The 14,796-nt window shown below is 68.9% G+C and carries 12 protein-coding genes and 1 pseudogene; 8 read left to right on the top strand and 5 right to left on the bottom strand.

The window, feature by feature from the left end; translation table 11 throughout:
• Together GA0115259_RS12620 and GA0115259_RS12615 are read right to left on the bottom strand one after the other, a co-directional pair.
• The coding region (locus GA0115259_RS12620; protein WP_141716541.1) for a hypothetical protein at positions 1-227 on the bottom strand (227 nt) is incomplete at its 3' end.
• A 76-nt stretch (positions 228-303) separates the two neighbouring features.
• The gene (locus GA0115259_RS12615; RefSeq protein ID WP_093595275.1) at positions 304-1,152 is read right to left on the bottom strand and encodes a class I SAM-dependent methyltransferase; all 849 of its coding nucleotides are present in this window, start codon (positions 1,150-1,152) and stop codon (positions 304-306) included.
• A gap of 389 nt (positions 1,153-1,541) precedes the next feature.
• On the opposite strand from GA0115259_RS12615, the gene rpsA reads away from it, so the two are divergent.
• Positions 1,542-3,047: a 30S ribosomal protein S1 gene (rpsA, locus tag GA0115259_RS12610; protein ID WP_093595272.1), complete on the top strand. Its 1,506-nt coding sequence runs from the start codon at positions 1,542-1,544 to the stop codon at positions 3,045-3,047.
• A 101-nt stretch (positions 3,048-3,148) separates the two neighbouring features.
• Here rpsA and GA0115259_RS12605 read toward each other — a convergent pair whose 3' ends face one another.
• Positions 3,149-4,120: a right-handed parallel beta-helix repeat-containing protein gene (locus GA0115259_RS12605; protein WP_093595269.1), complete on the bottom strand. Its 972-nt coding sequence runs from the start codon at positions 4,118-4,120 to the stop codon at positions 3,149-3,151.
• 358 nt (positions 4,121-4,478) lie between these two features.
• Here GA0115259_RS12605 and GA0115259_RS12600 point away from each other — a divergent pair, with 358 nt between their 5' ends.
• The 4 genes from GA0115259_RS12600 (at position 4,479) to GA0115259_RS12585 (ending at position 8,447) form a co-directional block, all read left to right on the top strand.
• Entirely contained in the window at positions 4,479-6,002 is a 1,524-nt protein-coding gene (locus GA0115259_RS12600; RefSeq protein WP_093595282.1) for a flavin monoamine oxidase family protein, read from the top strand.
• An 86-nt stretch (positions 6,003-6,088) separates the two neighbouring features.
• Positions 6,089-7,036 (top strand): PAC2 family protein, encoded by a 948-nt coding sequence (locus GA0115259_RS12595; protein ID WP_093595266.1) that lies wholly within the window; start codon positions 6,089-6,091, stop codon positions 7,034-7,036.
• 196 nt (positions 7,037-7,232) lie between these two features.
• Entirely contained in the window at positions 7,233-7,838 is a 606-nt protein-coding gene (coaE, locus tag GA0115259_RS12590) for a dephospho-CoA kinase (RefSeq protein WP_093595263.1), read from the top strand.
• 204 nt (positions 7,839-8,042) lie between these two features.
• Positions 8,043-8,447, top strand: coding sequence for a tetratricopeptide repeat protein (locus GA0115259_RS12585; RefSeq protein ID WP_093595260.1), 405 nt, complete (start codon positions 8,043-8,045; stop codon positions 8,445-8,447).
• 223 nt (positions 8,448-8,670) lie between these two features.
• Here the strand turns inward: GA0115259_RS12585 and GA0115259_RS12580 are convergent.
• Positions 8,671-8,937: pseudogene (locus GA0115259_RS12580) on the bottom strand (DUF6343 family protein); the annotation flags it as partial.
• A gap of 183 nt (positions 8,938-9,120) precedes the next feature.
• Between GA0115259_RS12580 and GA0115259_RS12575 the strand changes: the two are divergent.
• On the top strand, positions 9,121-9,798 hold the full coding sequence (locus GA0115259_RS12575; RefSeq protein WP_161230357.1) for a class I SAM-dependent methyltransferase: 678 nt from the start codon (positions 9,121-9,123) through the stop codon (positions 9,796-9,798).
• Positions 9,799-9,826: 28 nt separating this feature from the next.
• On the opposite strand, the gene GA0115259_RS12570 is transcribed toward GA0115259_RS12575, so the two are convergent.
• Entirely contained in the window at positions 9,827-10,171 is a 345-nt protein-coding gene (locus tag GA0115259_RS12570; protein WP_093595254.1) for a hypothetical protein, read from the bottom strand.
• A 294-nt stretch (positions 10,172-10,465) separates the two neighbouring features.
• Here GA0115259_RS12570 and GA0115259_RS12565 point away from each other — a divergent pair, with 294 nt between their 5' ends.
• Together GA0115259_RS12565 and GA0115259_RS12560 are read left to right on the top strand one after the other, a co-directional pair.
• Complete coding sequence (locus GA0115259_RS12565; RefSeq protein ID WP_093595251.1) at positions 10,466-11,494, top strand: slipin family protein; 1,029 nt, start codon at positions 10,466-10,468, stop codon at positions 11,492-11,494.
• Positions 11,495-11,680: 186 nt separating this feature from the next.
• Positions 11,681-14,644: a DEAD/DEAH box helicase gene (locus GA0115259_RS12560; protein ID WP_093595279.1), complete on the top strand. Its 2,964-nt coding sequence runs from the start codon at positions 11,681-11,683 to the stop codon at positions 14,642-14,644.
• Positions 14,645-14,796: the final 152 nt, after the last annotated feature.

The following is a 14,796-nucleotide window of genomic DNA, read 5'->3' as shown; positions in this document are numbered from 1 at the left end:
ATCCGGCGGGCCGCCGCGCGCGCCGCGATCCGCCGCGGTTCGGCGACGACCACCCGCCGTACGGGACCGTCGCCGAGCAGCCCGGCAAGCGCCAGCGGCACCAGCGTCGTCTTACCCGTGCCAGGCGGTGCGCACAGCACCGCGCAGCCGTGCCCGTCGAGCGCCCGCTCCAGCGCGGGAAGGGCGGTGTGTACGGGCAGGCTGCCGAGGATGTCGTCGCGGATCACCCGCTCAGTGTCGTACGCGTCAGGCCCCTGGGCGTACGTACCATCAGGCCCGTACGTTTCAGTCCGTTCGCGGGCCTCAGTCCCGTTCGCAGACGAAGATCGCCGTCCCAGGGATCAGATTTCCGCGCAGTGGTGACCAGCCGCCCCACTCCTGGGTGTTCCAGGCCGGCCACTCCGGCTCCACCAGATCGACCAGCCGGAAGCCGCCCGCCACCACGTCCCGTATCCGGTCGCCGAGCGTGCGGTGGTGCTCCACATAGACCGCGTGTCCCTGCTCGTCCTGCTCCACATAGGGCGTGCGGTCGAAGTACGAGGCCGACACCGACAGGCCCTCGGGCCCGGGCTCGTCGGGAAACGCCCAGCGGATCGGATGCGTGACGGAGAAGACCCAGCGCCCGCCAGGACGCAGGACACGCCGTACCTCACGGAACACCCGCACCGGATCGGCGACGAAGGGCATCGCGCCATAGGCGGAGCAGGCCAGATCGAAGGAGCCGTCCCGGAAGGGCAGCGTCCCGGCGTCCGCCTCCACCAGCGGAAATGTCACGGACCGGCCGTCGGCGATACGCAGCGCGTGCTGGAGCTGACGGTGCGAGAGATCCAGCGCCACCGGGCGCGCGCCCTGCCCGGCCAGCCAGCGTGAACACTGGGCGGCTCCCGCGCCGATCTCCAGGACATCCAGGCCGCGCAGCGACTCCGGCGGGCCCAGCAGGCCGGCCTCGACCTCGTCGAGGCCCTCGGGGCCCCAGACGAAACGGTCGTCGCCGAGGAAGGTGCCGTGCTCGGTCTGGTAGTCGTCCGCGTTCCGGTCCCACCAGCCGCGATTGGCCCGGCTGCTCTCCGTGGAGCCGCTGTCGCGGCGGGTCGCCTCGGGTTCCTGTGTAGCTCCGGGATCCTGTGGCGTCTCGGGATCCTGTGGTGCCATGGGTTCCGGGGGCACTTCGGGCTCATGCTCTTGGATCATCGTGTCCGTCGTCGTAGTGTGCTGGCAGTAGCGGTGATGGGCAGCTCGGACGAGTGTTCTGGCCTCATCAAACGCGGATTGTGCCGGGTATGTGAGGTTCCGCCCCGGGTGTGCGCCTTCGCGCATTGACCGTGCCCGGCTGCCCCCGTATGCTAAAGGTTGCGCTGCGGGCCTGCGCGCCTCAGACGTAGCAGCCGCGCTCGCATCTGTATGAAAGTCTCCTCGGTTGTCGAGGCGCTTCCCTTTCTCCGGGCGGCGCTTCCTTGGCTGTCCGGCTTGTACAGGGGCGATACGGGTTCACGGCGTGGCAGTACCTACGACTCACTGTCCGTACCGGAGCCCTTTCCCACATGACGAGCAGCACCGAGACCACCGCCACCACCCCGCAGGTTGCGGTCAACGACATCGGTAACGAGGAAGCTTTCCTCGCCGCGATCGACGAGACGATCAAGTACTTCAACGACGGCGACATCGTCGACGGCGTCATCGTGAAGGTCGACCGGGACGAGGTCCTGCTCGACATCGGTTACAAGACCGAAGGCGTCATCCCCTCCCGCGAGCTTTCGATCAAGCATGACGTCGACCCCAACGAGGTCGTCGCCGTGGGCGATGAGATCGAGGCCCTGGTTCTCCAGAAGGAGGACAAGGAAGGCCGTCTCATCCTGTCCAAGAAGCGCGCGCAGTACGAGCGCGCCTGGGGCACGATCGAGAAGATCAAGGAAGAGGACGGCATCGTCACCGGTACGGTCATCGAGGTGGTCAAGGGTGGTCTCATCCTCGACATCGGCCTCCGTGGCTTCCTGCCGGCCTCCCTCGTCGAGATGCGCCGCGTCCGCGACCTCCAGCCCTATGTGGGCAAGGAGCTCGAGGCCAAGATCATCGAGCTGGACAAGAACCGCAACAATGTGGTCCTGTCCCGCCGTGCCTGGCTGGAGCAGACCCAGAGCGAGGTCCGTCAGACCTTCCTCACGACCCTCCAGAAGGGCCAGGTCCGCTCCGGCGTCGTCTCCTCGATCGTCAACTTCGGTGCGTTCGTGGACCTCGGCGGGGTCGACGGTCTGGTGCACGTCTCCGAGCTGTCCTGGAAGCACATCGACCACCCCTCCGAGGTTGTCGAGGTCGGTCAGGAAGTCACCGTCGAGGTGCTCGACGTGGACATGGACCGCGAGCGTGTCTCCCTCTCGCTCAAGGCGACGCAGGAAGACCCGTGGCAGCAGTTCGCCCGGACCCACCAGATCGGTCAGGTCGTCCCGGGCAAGGTCACCAAGCTCGTCCCGTTCGGTGCGTTCGTCCGCGTCGACGAGGGCATCGAGGGCCTGGTGCACATCTCCGAGCTGGCCGAGCGCCATGTGGAGATCCCGGAGCAGGTCGTCCAGGTCAACGACGAGATCTTCGTCAAGGTCATCGACATCGACCTGGAGCGCCGCCGCATCAGCCTCTCGCTGAAGCAGGCCAACGAGTCCTTCGGCAGCGACCCGGCCTCGGTCGAGTTCGACCCGACGCTCTACGGCATGGCCGCGTCCTACGACGACCAGGGCAACTACATCTACCCCGAGGGCTTCGACCCCGAGACCAACGACTGGCTCGAAGGCTTCGAGACCCAGCGCGAGGCGTGGGAGGGCCAGTACGCCGAGGCGCAGCAGCGCTTCGAGCAGCACCAGGCCCAGGTCATCAAGTCCCGCGAGGCCGACGAGGCCGCTGCTGCCGAGGGTGCTGCCGCTCCCGCCGGCGGTGGCAGTGCACCGGCCGCCTCGGGTGGCTCGTACTCCTCGGAGTCCGCGGACAACTCCGGCGCCCTGGCGTCGGACGAGGCCCTGGCGGCCCTGCGTGAGAAGCTGGCGGGCGGCCAGAGCTGACGCTCCGGCCTCTCCGGTCTCCAGCTGAACAGCTGAATGTGGTAAGGCCCGCTCCCTTCGGGGGGGCGGGCCTTACGCATGTCCGGACCGGATTGGGCCGGTCAGGGAGTGACGGAGATATTGGTCAGGCCCTTGCCGCCGGTCACGGTGTTGCTGCTGTAGACGGTGGTGCGGCAGCTCGAACTGCTGTTGGTGACATTGATGGCGAGCTGATTGGCGCCGGTCGAGCCACGGAGGTCCGACTTGTTGGAGCGGAAGACGGTGCCGCAGCCCCAGCCGCTCTGCTGGGTGTGGGTCTCGTAGCCGTTGTTGGTGGTGTTCTTGCCGGTGTTGCCCTCGACCAGGACGTTGTTGCCCTTTACATCGACCCAGGAGTCGTCGTAGTTGGCGCCGGTGAGGCCGTTGCCGTCGAAGGTGTTGCCGATGATGCGCGCGCCGGTGGTGCCTTCCTTGATGTCGACGTTCTCGCCGCCGACGTCCGGACCGATGGTGTTGTTGAGGATCTGTACGTTGTCGCTGCGGTCGGAGAGTGAGTTGGCCGTGCCGACATACACGCCCTCGCCCATGCCACGGCCGTCGTTGCCGGTGTCGTAGATCCGCGAGTTCCTGAGGATGCCGTTGCTGCTGGACTGACGGAAGTGCACGCCCTCCATGTCCAGGTTGTGCACGGTCACGGAGTCGATCACTACGCCGTTGGCCGCGTCCGCGACGATGCCCTTCTGGGCGTCGGTGAGGGTGATGCCCTTGACGGTCCAGTACGCGGCTCCGTCGAGGTGGAGGGCGTAACCGCCGCCGCCGGTGGTGAGGACGGCGCCGGACGAACCGGTCAGCGTGATCCGCGACCCTGAGGTGCCGGGCGTGGTCGCCTTGAAGTTGCCCTTGTATGTGCCGTTGGCGAGCTGGATGGTGTCGCCGGGCCGGGCCGCGGTGAGGGCCGCCTTGAGTTCGGTGGCCGTGGTCACCTGTATGACCGCCGCGGCTCCGGCGGCTCCGGCCGGCGAGGCGAGCAGAGACAGTCCGCCGGTGGCGAGCACTCCGGCAAGCAGGGCCGGGAGCAGAGTTCGGGTGCGCATGTGGGGTGCCTTCCCGTAGATGCGAAGTTCTCATACATGAACACTGATCGTGTTTCTGAACCTTCGGTGTCCTGTGACGGTAAGGATGGGATCTGGGCATGTCAAGGTCCAGACCAATACCTGTGTGCGAGCCAGGCCAGTGCCTGTGCGCGGAGGAGGCGGTGAGCGGAGGGCAACGCGTGGGACACACACGCATCTGATGAGCCGTAACAAGCCGTTGCCAAGATCCCGGCACATCTGAACACCGGAAGGGGTAACGGACATGAGTCACGCGCCGAACACCATGACGGGCACAGGCACAGGCACCACGCGCCGCGGATTTCTGCAGCAGGTGGGCATCTCCGGAGGAGCCGGAGCGATGCTCGCCACCATGGGGGCCCTGGGCCTCGCTCCCACCGCCGAGGCCGCGAGCCGCGAACCCGTCTTCCGCGCGCCCCGGAAGGGCGACTTCACCCTCACGGGCCGTGGTGCGGCCAGAGTCGTCATCGTCGGCGGCGGCATAGCCGGGCTGACGGCCGCGTACGAACTGGGCAAAGCCGGCTACGACTGTACGGTCCTGGAGGCCCGGGACCGTACCGGCGGGCGCAACTTCACCGTGCGCGGCGGCGATTCGAACCTCGATCTGTACGGCAACCGCCAGACGGCGCGGTTCAGCGACGGCCAGTATCTGAACGCGGGACCCGCCCGTATCCCGCAGTGGATGGTCACCATGGACTACTGCCGTGAACTGGGCGTTCCCGTCGAGGTGTTCACCAACTCCAACGCCAACGCGTACATCTACAACGAGAAGACCGGCATGACCGCGCCGGTGCGCTACCGCACCGCCAAGGCCGATGTGTACGGCTATGTCTCCGAACTGCTCGCCAAGGCCGCGGGAAAGGGCGCGCTGGACGGCGAGATCACCGCCGAGGACCAGGAGCGGCTGCTTGAATTCCTCCGTGGCTTCGGGGACATCGGCTCCAGACTCACCTACACCGGCAGCGAGCGCCGCGGCTACAGCATGGACCCGGGGGCGGCCGGTACTCCGGGCGTCGAACTGGGCCCGGTGCCCTCGGCGTCCGAGGTCTTCGCCAGCGGTGTCGGGCGCTACTTCTCGTTCGAATTCGGCTATGACCAGGCGATGCTGATGTTCCAGCCCGTCGGCGGTATGGACCGGATACCGGCGGCGCTGACCAAGGCGATAGGCGGGCACCGGATCAGAACCGGTGCGGCCGTCGAGAAGATCACCGACACGGCGCACGGCGTGACCGTCACCTACCGCAGCGACGGCCGTGTCCGCACCATCGACGCGGACTACTGCATCGCCGCGCTGCCGCCCAACATCCTCGCCAAGACCGCGCACAATCTCGGCCCGGCCGTACAGACGGCACTGGAGGCCTGCCGGCCGTCGTCGGCAGGCAAGATCGGGCTCGAATACCGCAGCCGCTGGTGGGAGAGCGATCACCGGATCTACGGCGGCATCACCGAGACCGATCTCGATCTGGCCCATGTCTGGTATCCGTCCTACGGCCATCACGGCCGGCGCGGTGTGATCGTCGGGTACTACAACACGGGCGCGTCGGCCGACTCGTACGCCCAGCTCACACCCCGCGAGCGCGAGGCGCGCGCCGTGGCGCAGGGCGTGAAGATCCATGGCGAGAAATACCGCAGTGAACTGGTCTCGTCCTTCTCCCACCACTGGCGGCAGACGCCCTATCTGGAGGCGGCCTGGCACTCCCTGTCCGGCGGGCCCGACGCGCCCGTGTTCGACCCGCTGAACAAGCCCACCGGGCATGTCTACTTCGCCGGCGACCATCTCTCGTACGCCGACGCCTGGCAGCACGGTGCCTTCACCTCCGCACGCAAGACGGTCACGGCGCTGCACACACGGGTTCTCACCTGACGGCTGACGTTTGTGACATGGGGCGCGGGGAATGCCTGCGCCCCATGACGTGTTCTTCGTTATGAACACGAGGAGGAGCGGTAATCGTGCTTGATCCGCAGGGTTTGTACGAATGGGAGCCCAAGGGCCTGGCCGTCGTCGACATGGCGCTGGCACAGGAGTCGGCGGGCCTGGTCATGCTGTACCACTTCGACGGCTATATCGACGCGGGTGAGACCGGCGACCAGATCGTCGAGAACCTGCTGGAGTCGCTGCCGCACCAGGTGGTGGCCCGATTCGACCACGACAGGCTGGTCGACTACCGCGCCCGGCGTCCGCTGCTGACCTTCCGGCGCGACCGCTGGACGTCCTTCGAGACGCCGACGCTCGACGTGCGGCTCGTACAGGACGCGACCGGTGCGCCGTTCCTGCTGCTGTCCGGGCCCGAGCCGGATGTGGAGTGGGAGCGGTTCGCGCTCGCCGTACAGCAGATCGTGGACCGTCTCGGCGTGCGTCTGTCCGTCAACTTCCACGGGATCCCGATGGGCGTTCCGCACACCCGCCCGGTCGGTATCACCCCGCACGGCAACCGTACCGACCTCATGCCGGGGCATCGGAGCGCCTTCGACGAGGCCCAGGTGCCAGGCAGCGCCGAGTCGCTCGTCGAGTACCGGCTGATGGAGTCGGACCACGACGTCCTCGGTGTCGCGGCGCACGTACCGCACTATGTGGCCAGGTCCTCGTATCCGGACGCGGCGCTGACCGCGCTGGAGGCGATCACGGCGGCGACCGGGCTGGTGCTGCCGAGCATCGCGCACTCCCTCCGTACGGAGGCCCAGCGCACCCAGACCGAGATCGAGCGTCAGCTCGGCGAGGGCGACGAGGAACTCGTCTCGATGGTCCAGGGACTTGAGCACCAGTACGACGCCGTCGCGGGCGCCGAGACCCGCGGCAATCTGGTCGCCGAACCGACGGAGCTGCCGTCCGCGGACGAGATCGGCCGGGAGTTCGAGAGGTTCCTCGCGGAGCGGGAGGGCGAGGGCGGCGGAGCGTGATCTGACTGCCCTGGTGCCCGCGACCTGGAGTGCTTCCGCACGTTCGTGCTCGTGTTCTCCGGGTTTCAGCGTTTGTGCTCCTGAGCGCTTTCGGCCGTACGGTGTCCAGCAGCCGCTGGAGCCGTGCGGCCGCTCGGTGTCCGGCCAGGCGTTCCGGGCCCACGAAGACCGACCGGACAGGGCCTAGGCTGAGCGCATGGTGAGATTGGGACTCACGGGTGGGATCGGCGCGGGCAAGAGCGAGGTCTCCCGTCTGCTGACCGGTTACGGAGCGGTGCTGATCGATTCCGACCGGATCGCGCGCGAGGTGGTGGAGCCGGGCACGCCGGGGCTGGCGGCTGTGGTCGCGGAGTTCGGTCCGGAGGTGCTCACCGCGGACGGCCGGCTGGACCGGCCCAAGCTCGGCGCGATCGTCTTCGCCGACCAGGACCGACTGCGCGCGCTGAACGCGATCGTGCATCCGCTGGTCCGTGCCCGCTCGGCGGAGCTGGAGAGCGAGGCCGGGCCGGACGCGATCGTGGTGCACGATGTACCTCTGCTGGTCGAGAACGGTATGACCGGGCTGTTCGACCTGGTGGTCGTGGTCGACGCCTCGCCCGAGACGCAGCTCGACCGGCTTGTACGGAAGCGGGGGATGGCGGAATCCGAGGCGCGCGACCGGATGGCCGCGCAGGCGACCCGTGAGGAGCGCCGCGCGGTCGCGGATGTCGTGATCGACAACGACGGTCCGCTGGAGCGGCTGGAACCACGGGTTCGCGAGGTGTGGAAGGAACTGACCGAGCGCGCGGCGGCCGGCCGCTGACCGACGGCCGCTGACCGACGGCCGGGCGTCCTTTGCGGGGGAGCGCGAGGGCGCGGGGGAGTGCTCGGGCGTGCGCCTTGCGCGGAGGCCGCGTGAGAGTGGTGGAACACGGGGGTGTGAGATGCAGAGGTGTGACATGCGGGGTGTCGAAGAGCGACCGACGCGCTGGCGTTGAGAGCGCGCAGCCAGGGAAGGATGCGAACCGTGCCCGAGAGCCCGGAGACCCACATCATCGACTATCGCGCGGCCGAGCATCTGCTGGCCGCACGTGATCCACGGGGAGCCGTGAAGCTGCTCGACTCGGTGATCGCCGCCCATCCGGAGAACACGGCGGCCCGGCTGCTGCGCGCCCGCGCGTTCTTCGCGGCGGCGCAGTTGCGTCCGGCCGAACTCGAATTCGAGCTGGTGCTGGAGCGCGAGCCGGACAACGCCTTCGCGCACTTCGCGCTGGCCCGTACGTTTCAGCGCTCGGGGCGGCCCGAGCAAGCGAAACGACACTTCCGGCTGGCGGCGGCGCTTGATCCCAAGCCGGAGTATCTGAAGGCCGCGCAGTTCGATTCCGACATCCGTGGCGGCGCCGACGACGACGCATCGGCGTCGGACGGCTGATCAGTACGGGTCGTACAGGGGCGGGGACCGGGCGTATCCGGGCCGGGCTCCACGAAACCGGCCGCGCGGCGACCGGCCATTCGCGGTAGGCAGTGGGTCACCCGTGGGTCACCCGTGGGTCACCCGAGGGTCACGGTCTGTGTGTGCCGTCCTCCGGGCCGTCGCCCCAGCCCTTGTCGGGCACCCGGTGCCGGGCGCGGCTGTCGTGGCCGTAGTCCTGGGGCCGACCGTCGGGCCCGTGATCGGGCTCGTACGGCGGGATGTTCCGACCGGGCTGGTAGTGCGGGCCCTGACGGATATGGCGCACCACCAGGACCAGGTCCGTGGCGACGATCACGAAGAGCACCCCGCACGCGACGGCCCATCCGGTCCGCCCGGCGACCGCGAAGAGGCCGGTCCCGAGGCCGGTCCAGATCAGGCCCCAGACGCTCAACCAGAGCCGCATACGCAGCGGACTGCGCGCGGTGACCGGTTCACTTCCGGTGCGCATGGCTCTCGCACCTCCCACTCGGTGTGTACCCGCGCACGCGGTCCCCGACCCGGCCCGGGGACAAGCGATGTCGAAGAATGTCTCGCCAACGAAGCTCGTCAACGAAGAAGGTCTCGTCACCTGTGGGGTGGAACCGGGGAACCGGTGCAACAGGCCGCTCGTTCCCGGAACATGAGCGCACCGATGCGTCAAGGACATCAAGGCACCGGCCCGGGAGCCATCACCCCGGACGGCTGCGCCGTCGATCTGTACTCCCGGCTCTCCGTCGGCACCGAGCCCGAGGTGATCGCGGCAGCCGTGCCCGCCGGCGCCTCGCTGCTGGAGCTGGGCTGCGGAGCGGGCCGGGTGACCCATCCGCTGGTGGAGCGCGGCTTCGCCGTGACGGCCGTGGACGAGTCCGCGGAGATGCTGGAGCACATACGTGGCGCCCGGACGGTACGGAGCCCGATCGAGTCGCTGGAGCTGGACGAGACATTCGATGTGGTGATGCTCGCGTCGTATCTGGTGCACACGGGCGAGCACCAGATACGGGACGGCCTGCTGCGCACCTGCCGCAGACATGTCGCCGACGACGGCTGCGTACTGATCCAGCGCGAAGGGCTCGACTGGCACACCGTGGTGCCCCGGGAGCGGGTGGATCCGGCCGGTTACACCGTACGGATCGTGTCCTCCGAGCCCATCGGGGACGGAGTGGACTCCGTGCACGCCGAGTACATATTCCCGGACGCCCGCTGGACGCAGACGTTCCGGTCGCGTGAGCTGACGAAGGAGGCCTTTGAAGGGTATCTGGACGCGGCGGGACTGGCGGTCGACCGCTATCTGACGGACGACGGTACATGGGTGCGGGCCATACCGAAGTAAACCCGTCGACGGACGATGGGGTACGCGGTCAGTGAACGATGCTGTAGCTGTGCCAGGGACCTGAGTCCGGGGCGATCACATCGGTCAGTGTGGTGGCGATATATGTCGTGTGGTCGCCGGTGCAGTTCGCTGTCCGGTACATCATGAGGTCGACGAGCGTACGGTTCGTGAGCTCGACGGCTCCGGGCGAGGTCAGCCGGTGGCAGCCTCTGACCAGTGGGTTGGACACCTGGACCTCGTGATGCTGTTCCGTCCGGTAGGTGATGGTGCCCACCGCGTTCCGGCCGAGGCCGGAGCAGCCCGCGAGGGAGAGGGACAGGAACAGTGCCCCGGCGGCGATGCCGAGGCGGCGCCGGTGATGGGTCACGGACATGGGCGGTCCTGGTCGGCTCGTCGGTGGTCGGTGGTCGGTGGGTCGGCGGTGGGGGTCGGTTTGTCGGGGTCGGCCGGAAGAAGCCCGGTGCAAGCCCGGTGCTGGTCACACTGCCGGATCCGCGGCGCCACGGCACGAGGTGCGCGGCCGGCCGTGGTAGCCGGTCGCCGGTCGGTGCTCCGCTGCCCAGGTCGGCTACTGGCCCGTAGAAGCCTGTTCCCGGTTCTCGACCGTCGGGTCATACAGGGCATACCGTGGGTATTAACACCTCGCTCCGGCGTCAGGGGACCCATCATGGTCCAGGAACTGGTCATAGCGGTCATAGCGGCGATATGTGCCCTGGGGTTGTACGGGATGTCCGCCGCGCGGGTCATCAAGCAGTACGAACGAGGCGTGGTCCTACGGCTGGGCCAGCTCCGCGAGGGTGTTCGAGGGCCCGGATTCACGATGATCGTCCCGTTTGTGGACAGGCTGCACAAAGTCAATATGCAGATCGTGACGATGCCCGTGCCCGCACAGGACGGCATCACACGGGACAATGTCACCGTCCGCGTGGACGCGGTGATCTACTTCAAGGTCGTGGACGCGGCGGACGCGGTGATCCGTGTCGAGGACTACCGGTTCGCGGTCTCGCAGATGGCGCAGACATCGCTGCGGTCGATCATCGGAAAGAGCGATCTGGACGATCTGCTGTCCAATCGCGAGAAGCTGAACCAGGGTCTGGAACTGATGATCGACAGCCCGGCGATCGGCTGGGGCGTACAGATCGACCGGGTTGAGATCAAGGATGTATCCCTGCCCGAGACGATGAAGCGGTCGATGGCGCGCCAGGCGGAGGCGGACCGTGAGCGCCGCGCGCGGGTGATCAACGCGGACGCGGAGTTGCAGGCGTCGAAGAAGCTCGCGGAAGCGGCCAAGCAGATGTCCGAACAGCCCGCCGCGCTTCAGTTGCGACTGCTCCAGACCGTGGTGGCGGTCGCCGCCGAGAAGAACTCGACGCTCGTGCTGCCCTTCCCGGTCGAGCTGCTGCGTTTCCTTGAGCGGGCCACGCCGGCCGAGGCGGCGCAGGCCGCGAGGGCCGTCTCGGGCGGCCCGGTGTCGTCCGCGGTTTCGTCTGCTCTGGGAGGAGCGCGGACGGAACCGCGGATCCCGACCGAGTCCGCGGAGCGCTCCGAGGCGCCTGATGCGTCCGATGCGTCGGCCGTCGAGGCAGAACCGGAGTCAGAAGCTCCGCTGGAGACATCGCCGCCTGGAGCAGGTCCCGGCCCGGTCGGTGAGGCATCCTCGAGTCAGAAGCCCGTGCCGACCCAGCCGCGCGCCTGATTCCCCGTCCTCCTGATGCTCCGTCCTACCTCCCTGGGCTGCGAAAACGCCGCTCGGAGACCGGCTGTCAGACCCCCCGCCTAGACTCGCAGAGGTAATCGGATCTTGCGCGGGAAGGAGCCGACGGTCGTGGCGCAATTCGTTCATACCTTGGCAGAACCGGCCCTGCATGCCACGCCTTCCGTGGTGACCGCCGGGCTCACGCGCTGTGCGGCCGTCTTCCTGCCCGCAGGACTGCCGCGTGAGGGACGAGTGGCCTTCTGGGCTCCGGAGGGCGAGCTGCCCTTGGCGACGGCGGACGACGGTACGGGGGACGACGGGACGGCGGGCAGTACGGGGGAGCTGACCGTCGTGCGGAGCCATGGTGACGGAGTCCGTACGGTGACCGTTCCCGCCGTGGTGCTGTCCGTCGTGGACGCCGTTCCGCTGCTCGTCCGTGCCCGGCGCGACAAGGCGGCCCATCCGGCCGCCGCCTGCTGGGGCGCCGCCGCGCTCCATGCGCTTCAGCTCGTCGCGCGCGGCCGGCTGCTGCCAGGTCTCACCGCGTCCGACCATGACGCCTGGCGGGCGGGCCCGCTCGACGCCGACGACATCGCGCAGTTGAGGGCCATCGCGGCGGCCATGCCTCCCGAGGCGCACGCCGTACCGATCCCGGGGCCGAGTCCGCTGCGACTGCCCGATCCGGAAGCCCTGGTGAGGGCGTTCCTCGACGCAGTGGCCGACTCTCTGCCGCGAACCCCGGCAGCGGCGTACGCGGCGGGAGCGCCGTTCGCGGCCCGAGCGGCCCAGCATCTGCCGCACGCCCGTACGTGGGCGGCGGAGGCGGCGGCAGGTATGGACGCGGGAGTGCGGGTCTCGCTGCGGCTGGATCTTTCCGCGTTCGACCTGTTCGACCAGGCGGGCGCGGGAACGGAGGCGGACGTCGACGCGGGCCCGGGTTCGGGGGCGGGCTCGGGCTCCGGCACGAGCGCAGGTGTGGGCTCCGATTCCGGTGTCCGCGCCGGCGCCGAGCAGGACGGTGTCGTACGGCGGGCCGGGACCGCCCTCGTCCAGATCCACAGCCTGGCCGACCCGACGCTGGTCATCGACGCGGCCGGGCTCTGGGGGGGCGCCGGCGACGAGAGCTTCGGTCCGCGCGCCCGGATCGACGCGATGCTCGCCCTCCGCCGTGCCGCGCGCGTCTGGACGCCGCTCGCCCGACTGCTGGAGCGCGATGTCCCGGACGCGCTGGCGCTCTCCGAGGACGAGCTGTACGACCTGCTCGGCCCGGGGGCCGCCCGTCTCGCGGCGGCGGGCGTCGCCGTCCACTGGCCCAGGGAGCTGGCCCGTACGCTCACGGCCGCCGCGGTCGTGCGTCCCGCGCCCGGTTCGGCCACGGACGGCTCACCGTTCTTCGACAGTGAGGAACTGCTCAAGTTCAACTGGCAGTTGGCGCTCAACGGCGATCCGCTCAGCGAGGCGGAGATGGACGCGCTCGCCGAGTCGCACCGCCCGATCGTGCGGCTGCGCGACCAGTGGGTGGTGGTGGATCCCGCGCTCGTCCGTAAGGCGCGCAAGCGTGAGCTGGGGCTGCTGGAGCCGGTCGACGCGCTGGCTGTCGCCCTCACCGGTACCGCCGAGGTGGACGGCGAGACGGTGGAGGCCGTCCCGACGGGCGCGCTGGCGGCCCTGCGCGACCGGCTCATCGGAGACCACGGCACGGTCCCTCAGCCACCGGCCCTCGCCGCCACACTCCGCGACTACCAGCTACGCGGTCTCGCCTGGCTGGATCTGATGACCTCGCTCGGCCTCGGCGGCTGCCTGGCGGACGACATGGGCCTCGGCAAGACGGTCACGGTCATCGCCCTGCATCTTCACCGGGCCCATAAGGACCCCACGCTGGTCGTCTGCCCTGCCTCCCTCCTCGGCAACTGGCAGCGGGAGATCAACCGCTTCGCGCCAGGGGTGCCCGTGCACCGCTTCCACGGCGCGGGACGCAGCCTGGACGATGTGGCGGGCGGCTTCGTGCTGACCACCTACGGCACGATGCGCGGCAGCGCCGACGCGCTGGCCGGGCACACCTGGGGGATGGTTGTCGCCGACGAGGCCCAGCATGTCAAGAACCCGTTCTCGTCCACCGCCAAGGCGCTCCGTACGATTCCGTCGCCCGCCAGGATCGCGCTGACCGGCACTCCCGTGGAGAACAATCTCTCCGAACTGTGGGCGCTGCTCGACTGGACCACTCCCGGTCTGCTCGGACCGCTCAAGGCGTTCCGGTCGCGGCACGCCAGAATTGTGGAGAACATCGAGAACGCGAAGAGCGCCGGCGTCAAGGATGTGGAGAACGCGGACGCGGTGGAGCGTCTGTCGCGGCTCGTACGGCCCTTCCTGCTGCGCAGAAAGAAATCCGACCCCGGCATCGTGCCCGAGCTGCCGCCCAAGACGGAGAGCGATCATCCCGTCGCCCTCACCCGGGAACAGGCCTCGCTCTACGAGGCGGTCGTCCGCGAGACGATGGCGGCCATCGAGGAGGCGGAGGGCATCGCACGCCGCGGTCTTGTGATGAAGCTGCTCACCGCGCTCAAACAGATCTGCAACCATCCCGCGCAGTATCTGAAGGAGGACGCGGCCCGGCTGACCGGCCGCTCAGGCAAGCTCGCCCTCCTGGACGAACTGCTGGACACGATCCTCACGGAGGACGGCTCGGTGCTGGTCTTCACGCAGTACGTCTCGATGGCGCGGCTGCTCTCCGCCCATCTCGCCTCCCGCGCCGTCCCGTCCCAGCTCCTCCACGGCGGTACTCCCGTGGCCGAGCGCGAGCGCATGGTGGACCGGTTCCAGTCCGGCGAGATCCCGGTCTTCGTCCTCTCCCTCAAGGCCGCGGGCACCGGTCTCAATCTCACCAGGGCCGGGCATGTCGTCCACTTCGACCGCTGGTGGAATCCGGCCGTGGAGGAGCAGGCGACGGACCGCGCGTACCGTATCGGCCAGACCCAGCCCGTCCAGGTCCACCGGCTGATCGCGGAGGGCACGGTCGAGGACCGGATCGCCGAGATGCTGATGTCCAAACGGGCGCTGGCCGATGCCGTCCTCGGCTCGGGCGAGGCGGCCCTGACCGAGCTGACCGACCGTGAACTGGCCGATCTGGTGTCCCTGAGGAGGCTGTCATGACGGCTCGCCACGCCTGGGACACACCTCCTGCCCCGGACGCTCCGCTCACACCGGACACCACCGGCACCACGCACGCATCCAGGACCTCACGTGGCGCGCGGGCCGGCCGCAATGCCCGTGCGGCGCGTGCTCCGCGGCACGACGACCGCCGC

It is taken from the genome of Streptomyces sp. MnatMP-M17 (assembly GCF_900091995.1).
Taxonomy (GTDB): domain Bacteria; phylum Actinomycetota; class Actinomycetes; order Streptomycetales; family Streptomycetaceae; genus Streptomyces.
The sequence above is the reverse complement of the archived record's forward strand: the minus strand, read 5'-3'. Positions and strand labels throughout refer to the sequence as shown.

What these genes read in the sequence shown, in the direction of transcription:
- GA0115259_RS12615 (WP_093595275.1), bottom strand. Translation starts at nt 1,152, where the DNA reads ATGGCACCACAGGATCCCGAGACGCCACAGGATCCCGGAGCTACACAG.
- rpsA (WP_093595272.1), top strand. Translation starts at nt 1,542, where the DNA reads ATGACGAGCAGCACCGAGACCACCGCCACCACCCCGCAGGTTGCGGTC.
- GA0115259_RS12605 (WP_093595269.1), bottom strand. Translation starts at nt 4,120, where the DNA reads ATGCGCACCCGAACTCTGCTCCCGGCCCTGCTTGCCGGAGTGCTCGCC.
- GA0115259_RS12600 (WP_093595282.1), top strand. Translation starts at nt 4,479, where the DNA reads ATGCTCGCCACCATGGGGGCCCTGGGCCTCGCTCCCACCGCCGAGGCC.
- coaE (WP_093595263.1), top strand. Translation starts at nt 7,233, where the DNA reads ATGGTGAGATTGGGACTCACGGGTGGGATCGGCGCGGGCAAGAGCGAG.
- GA0115259_RS12575 (WP_161230357.1), top strand. Translation starts at nt 9,121, where the DNA reads ATGCGTCAAGGACATCAAGGCACCGGCCCGGGAGCCATCACCCCGGAC.
- GA0115259_RS12570 (WP_093595254.1), bottom strand. Translation starts at nt 10,171, where the DNA reads ATGTCCGTGACCCATCACCGGCGCCGCCTCGGCATCGCCGCCGGGGCA.
- GA0115259_RS12565 (WP_093595251.1), top strand. Translation starts at nt 10,466, where the DNA reads ATGGTCCAGGAACTGGTCATAGCGGTCATAGCGGCGATATGTGCCCTG.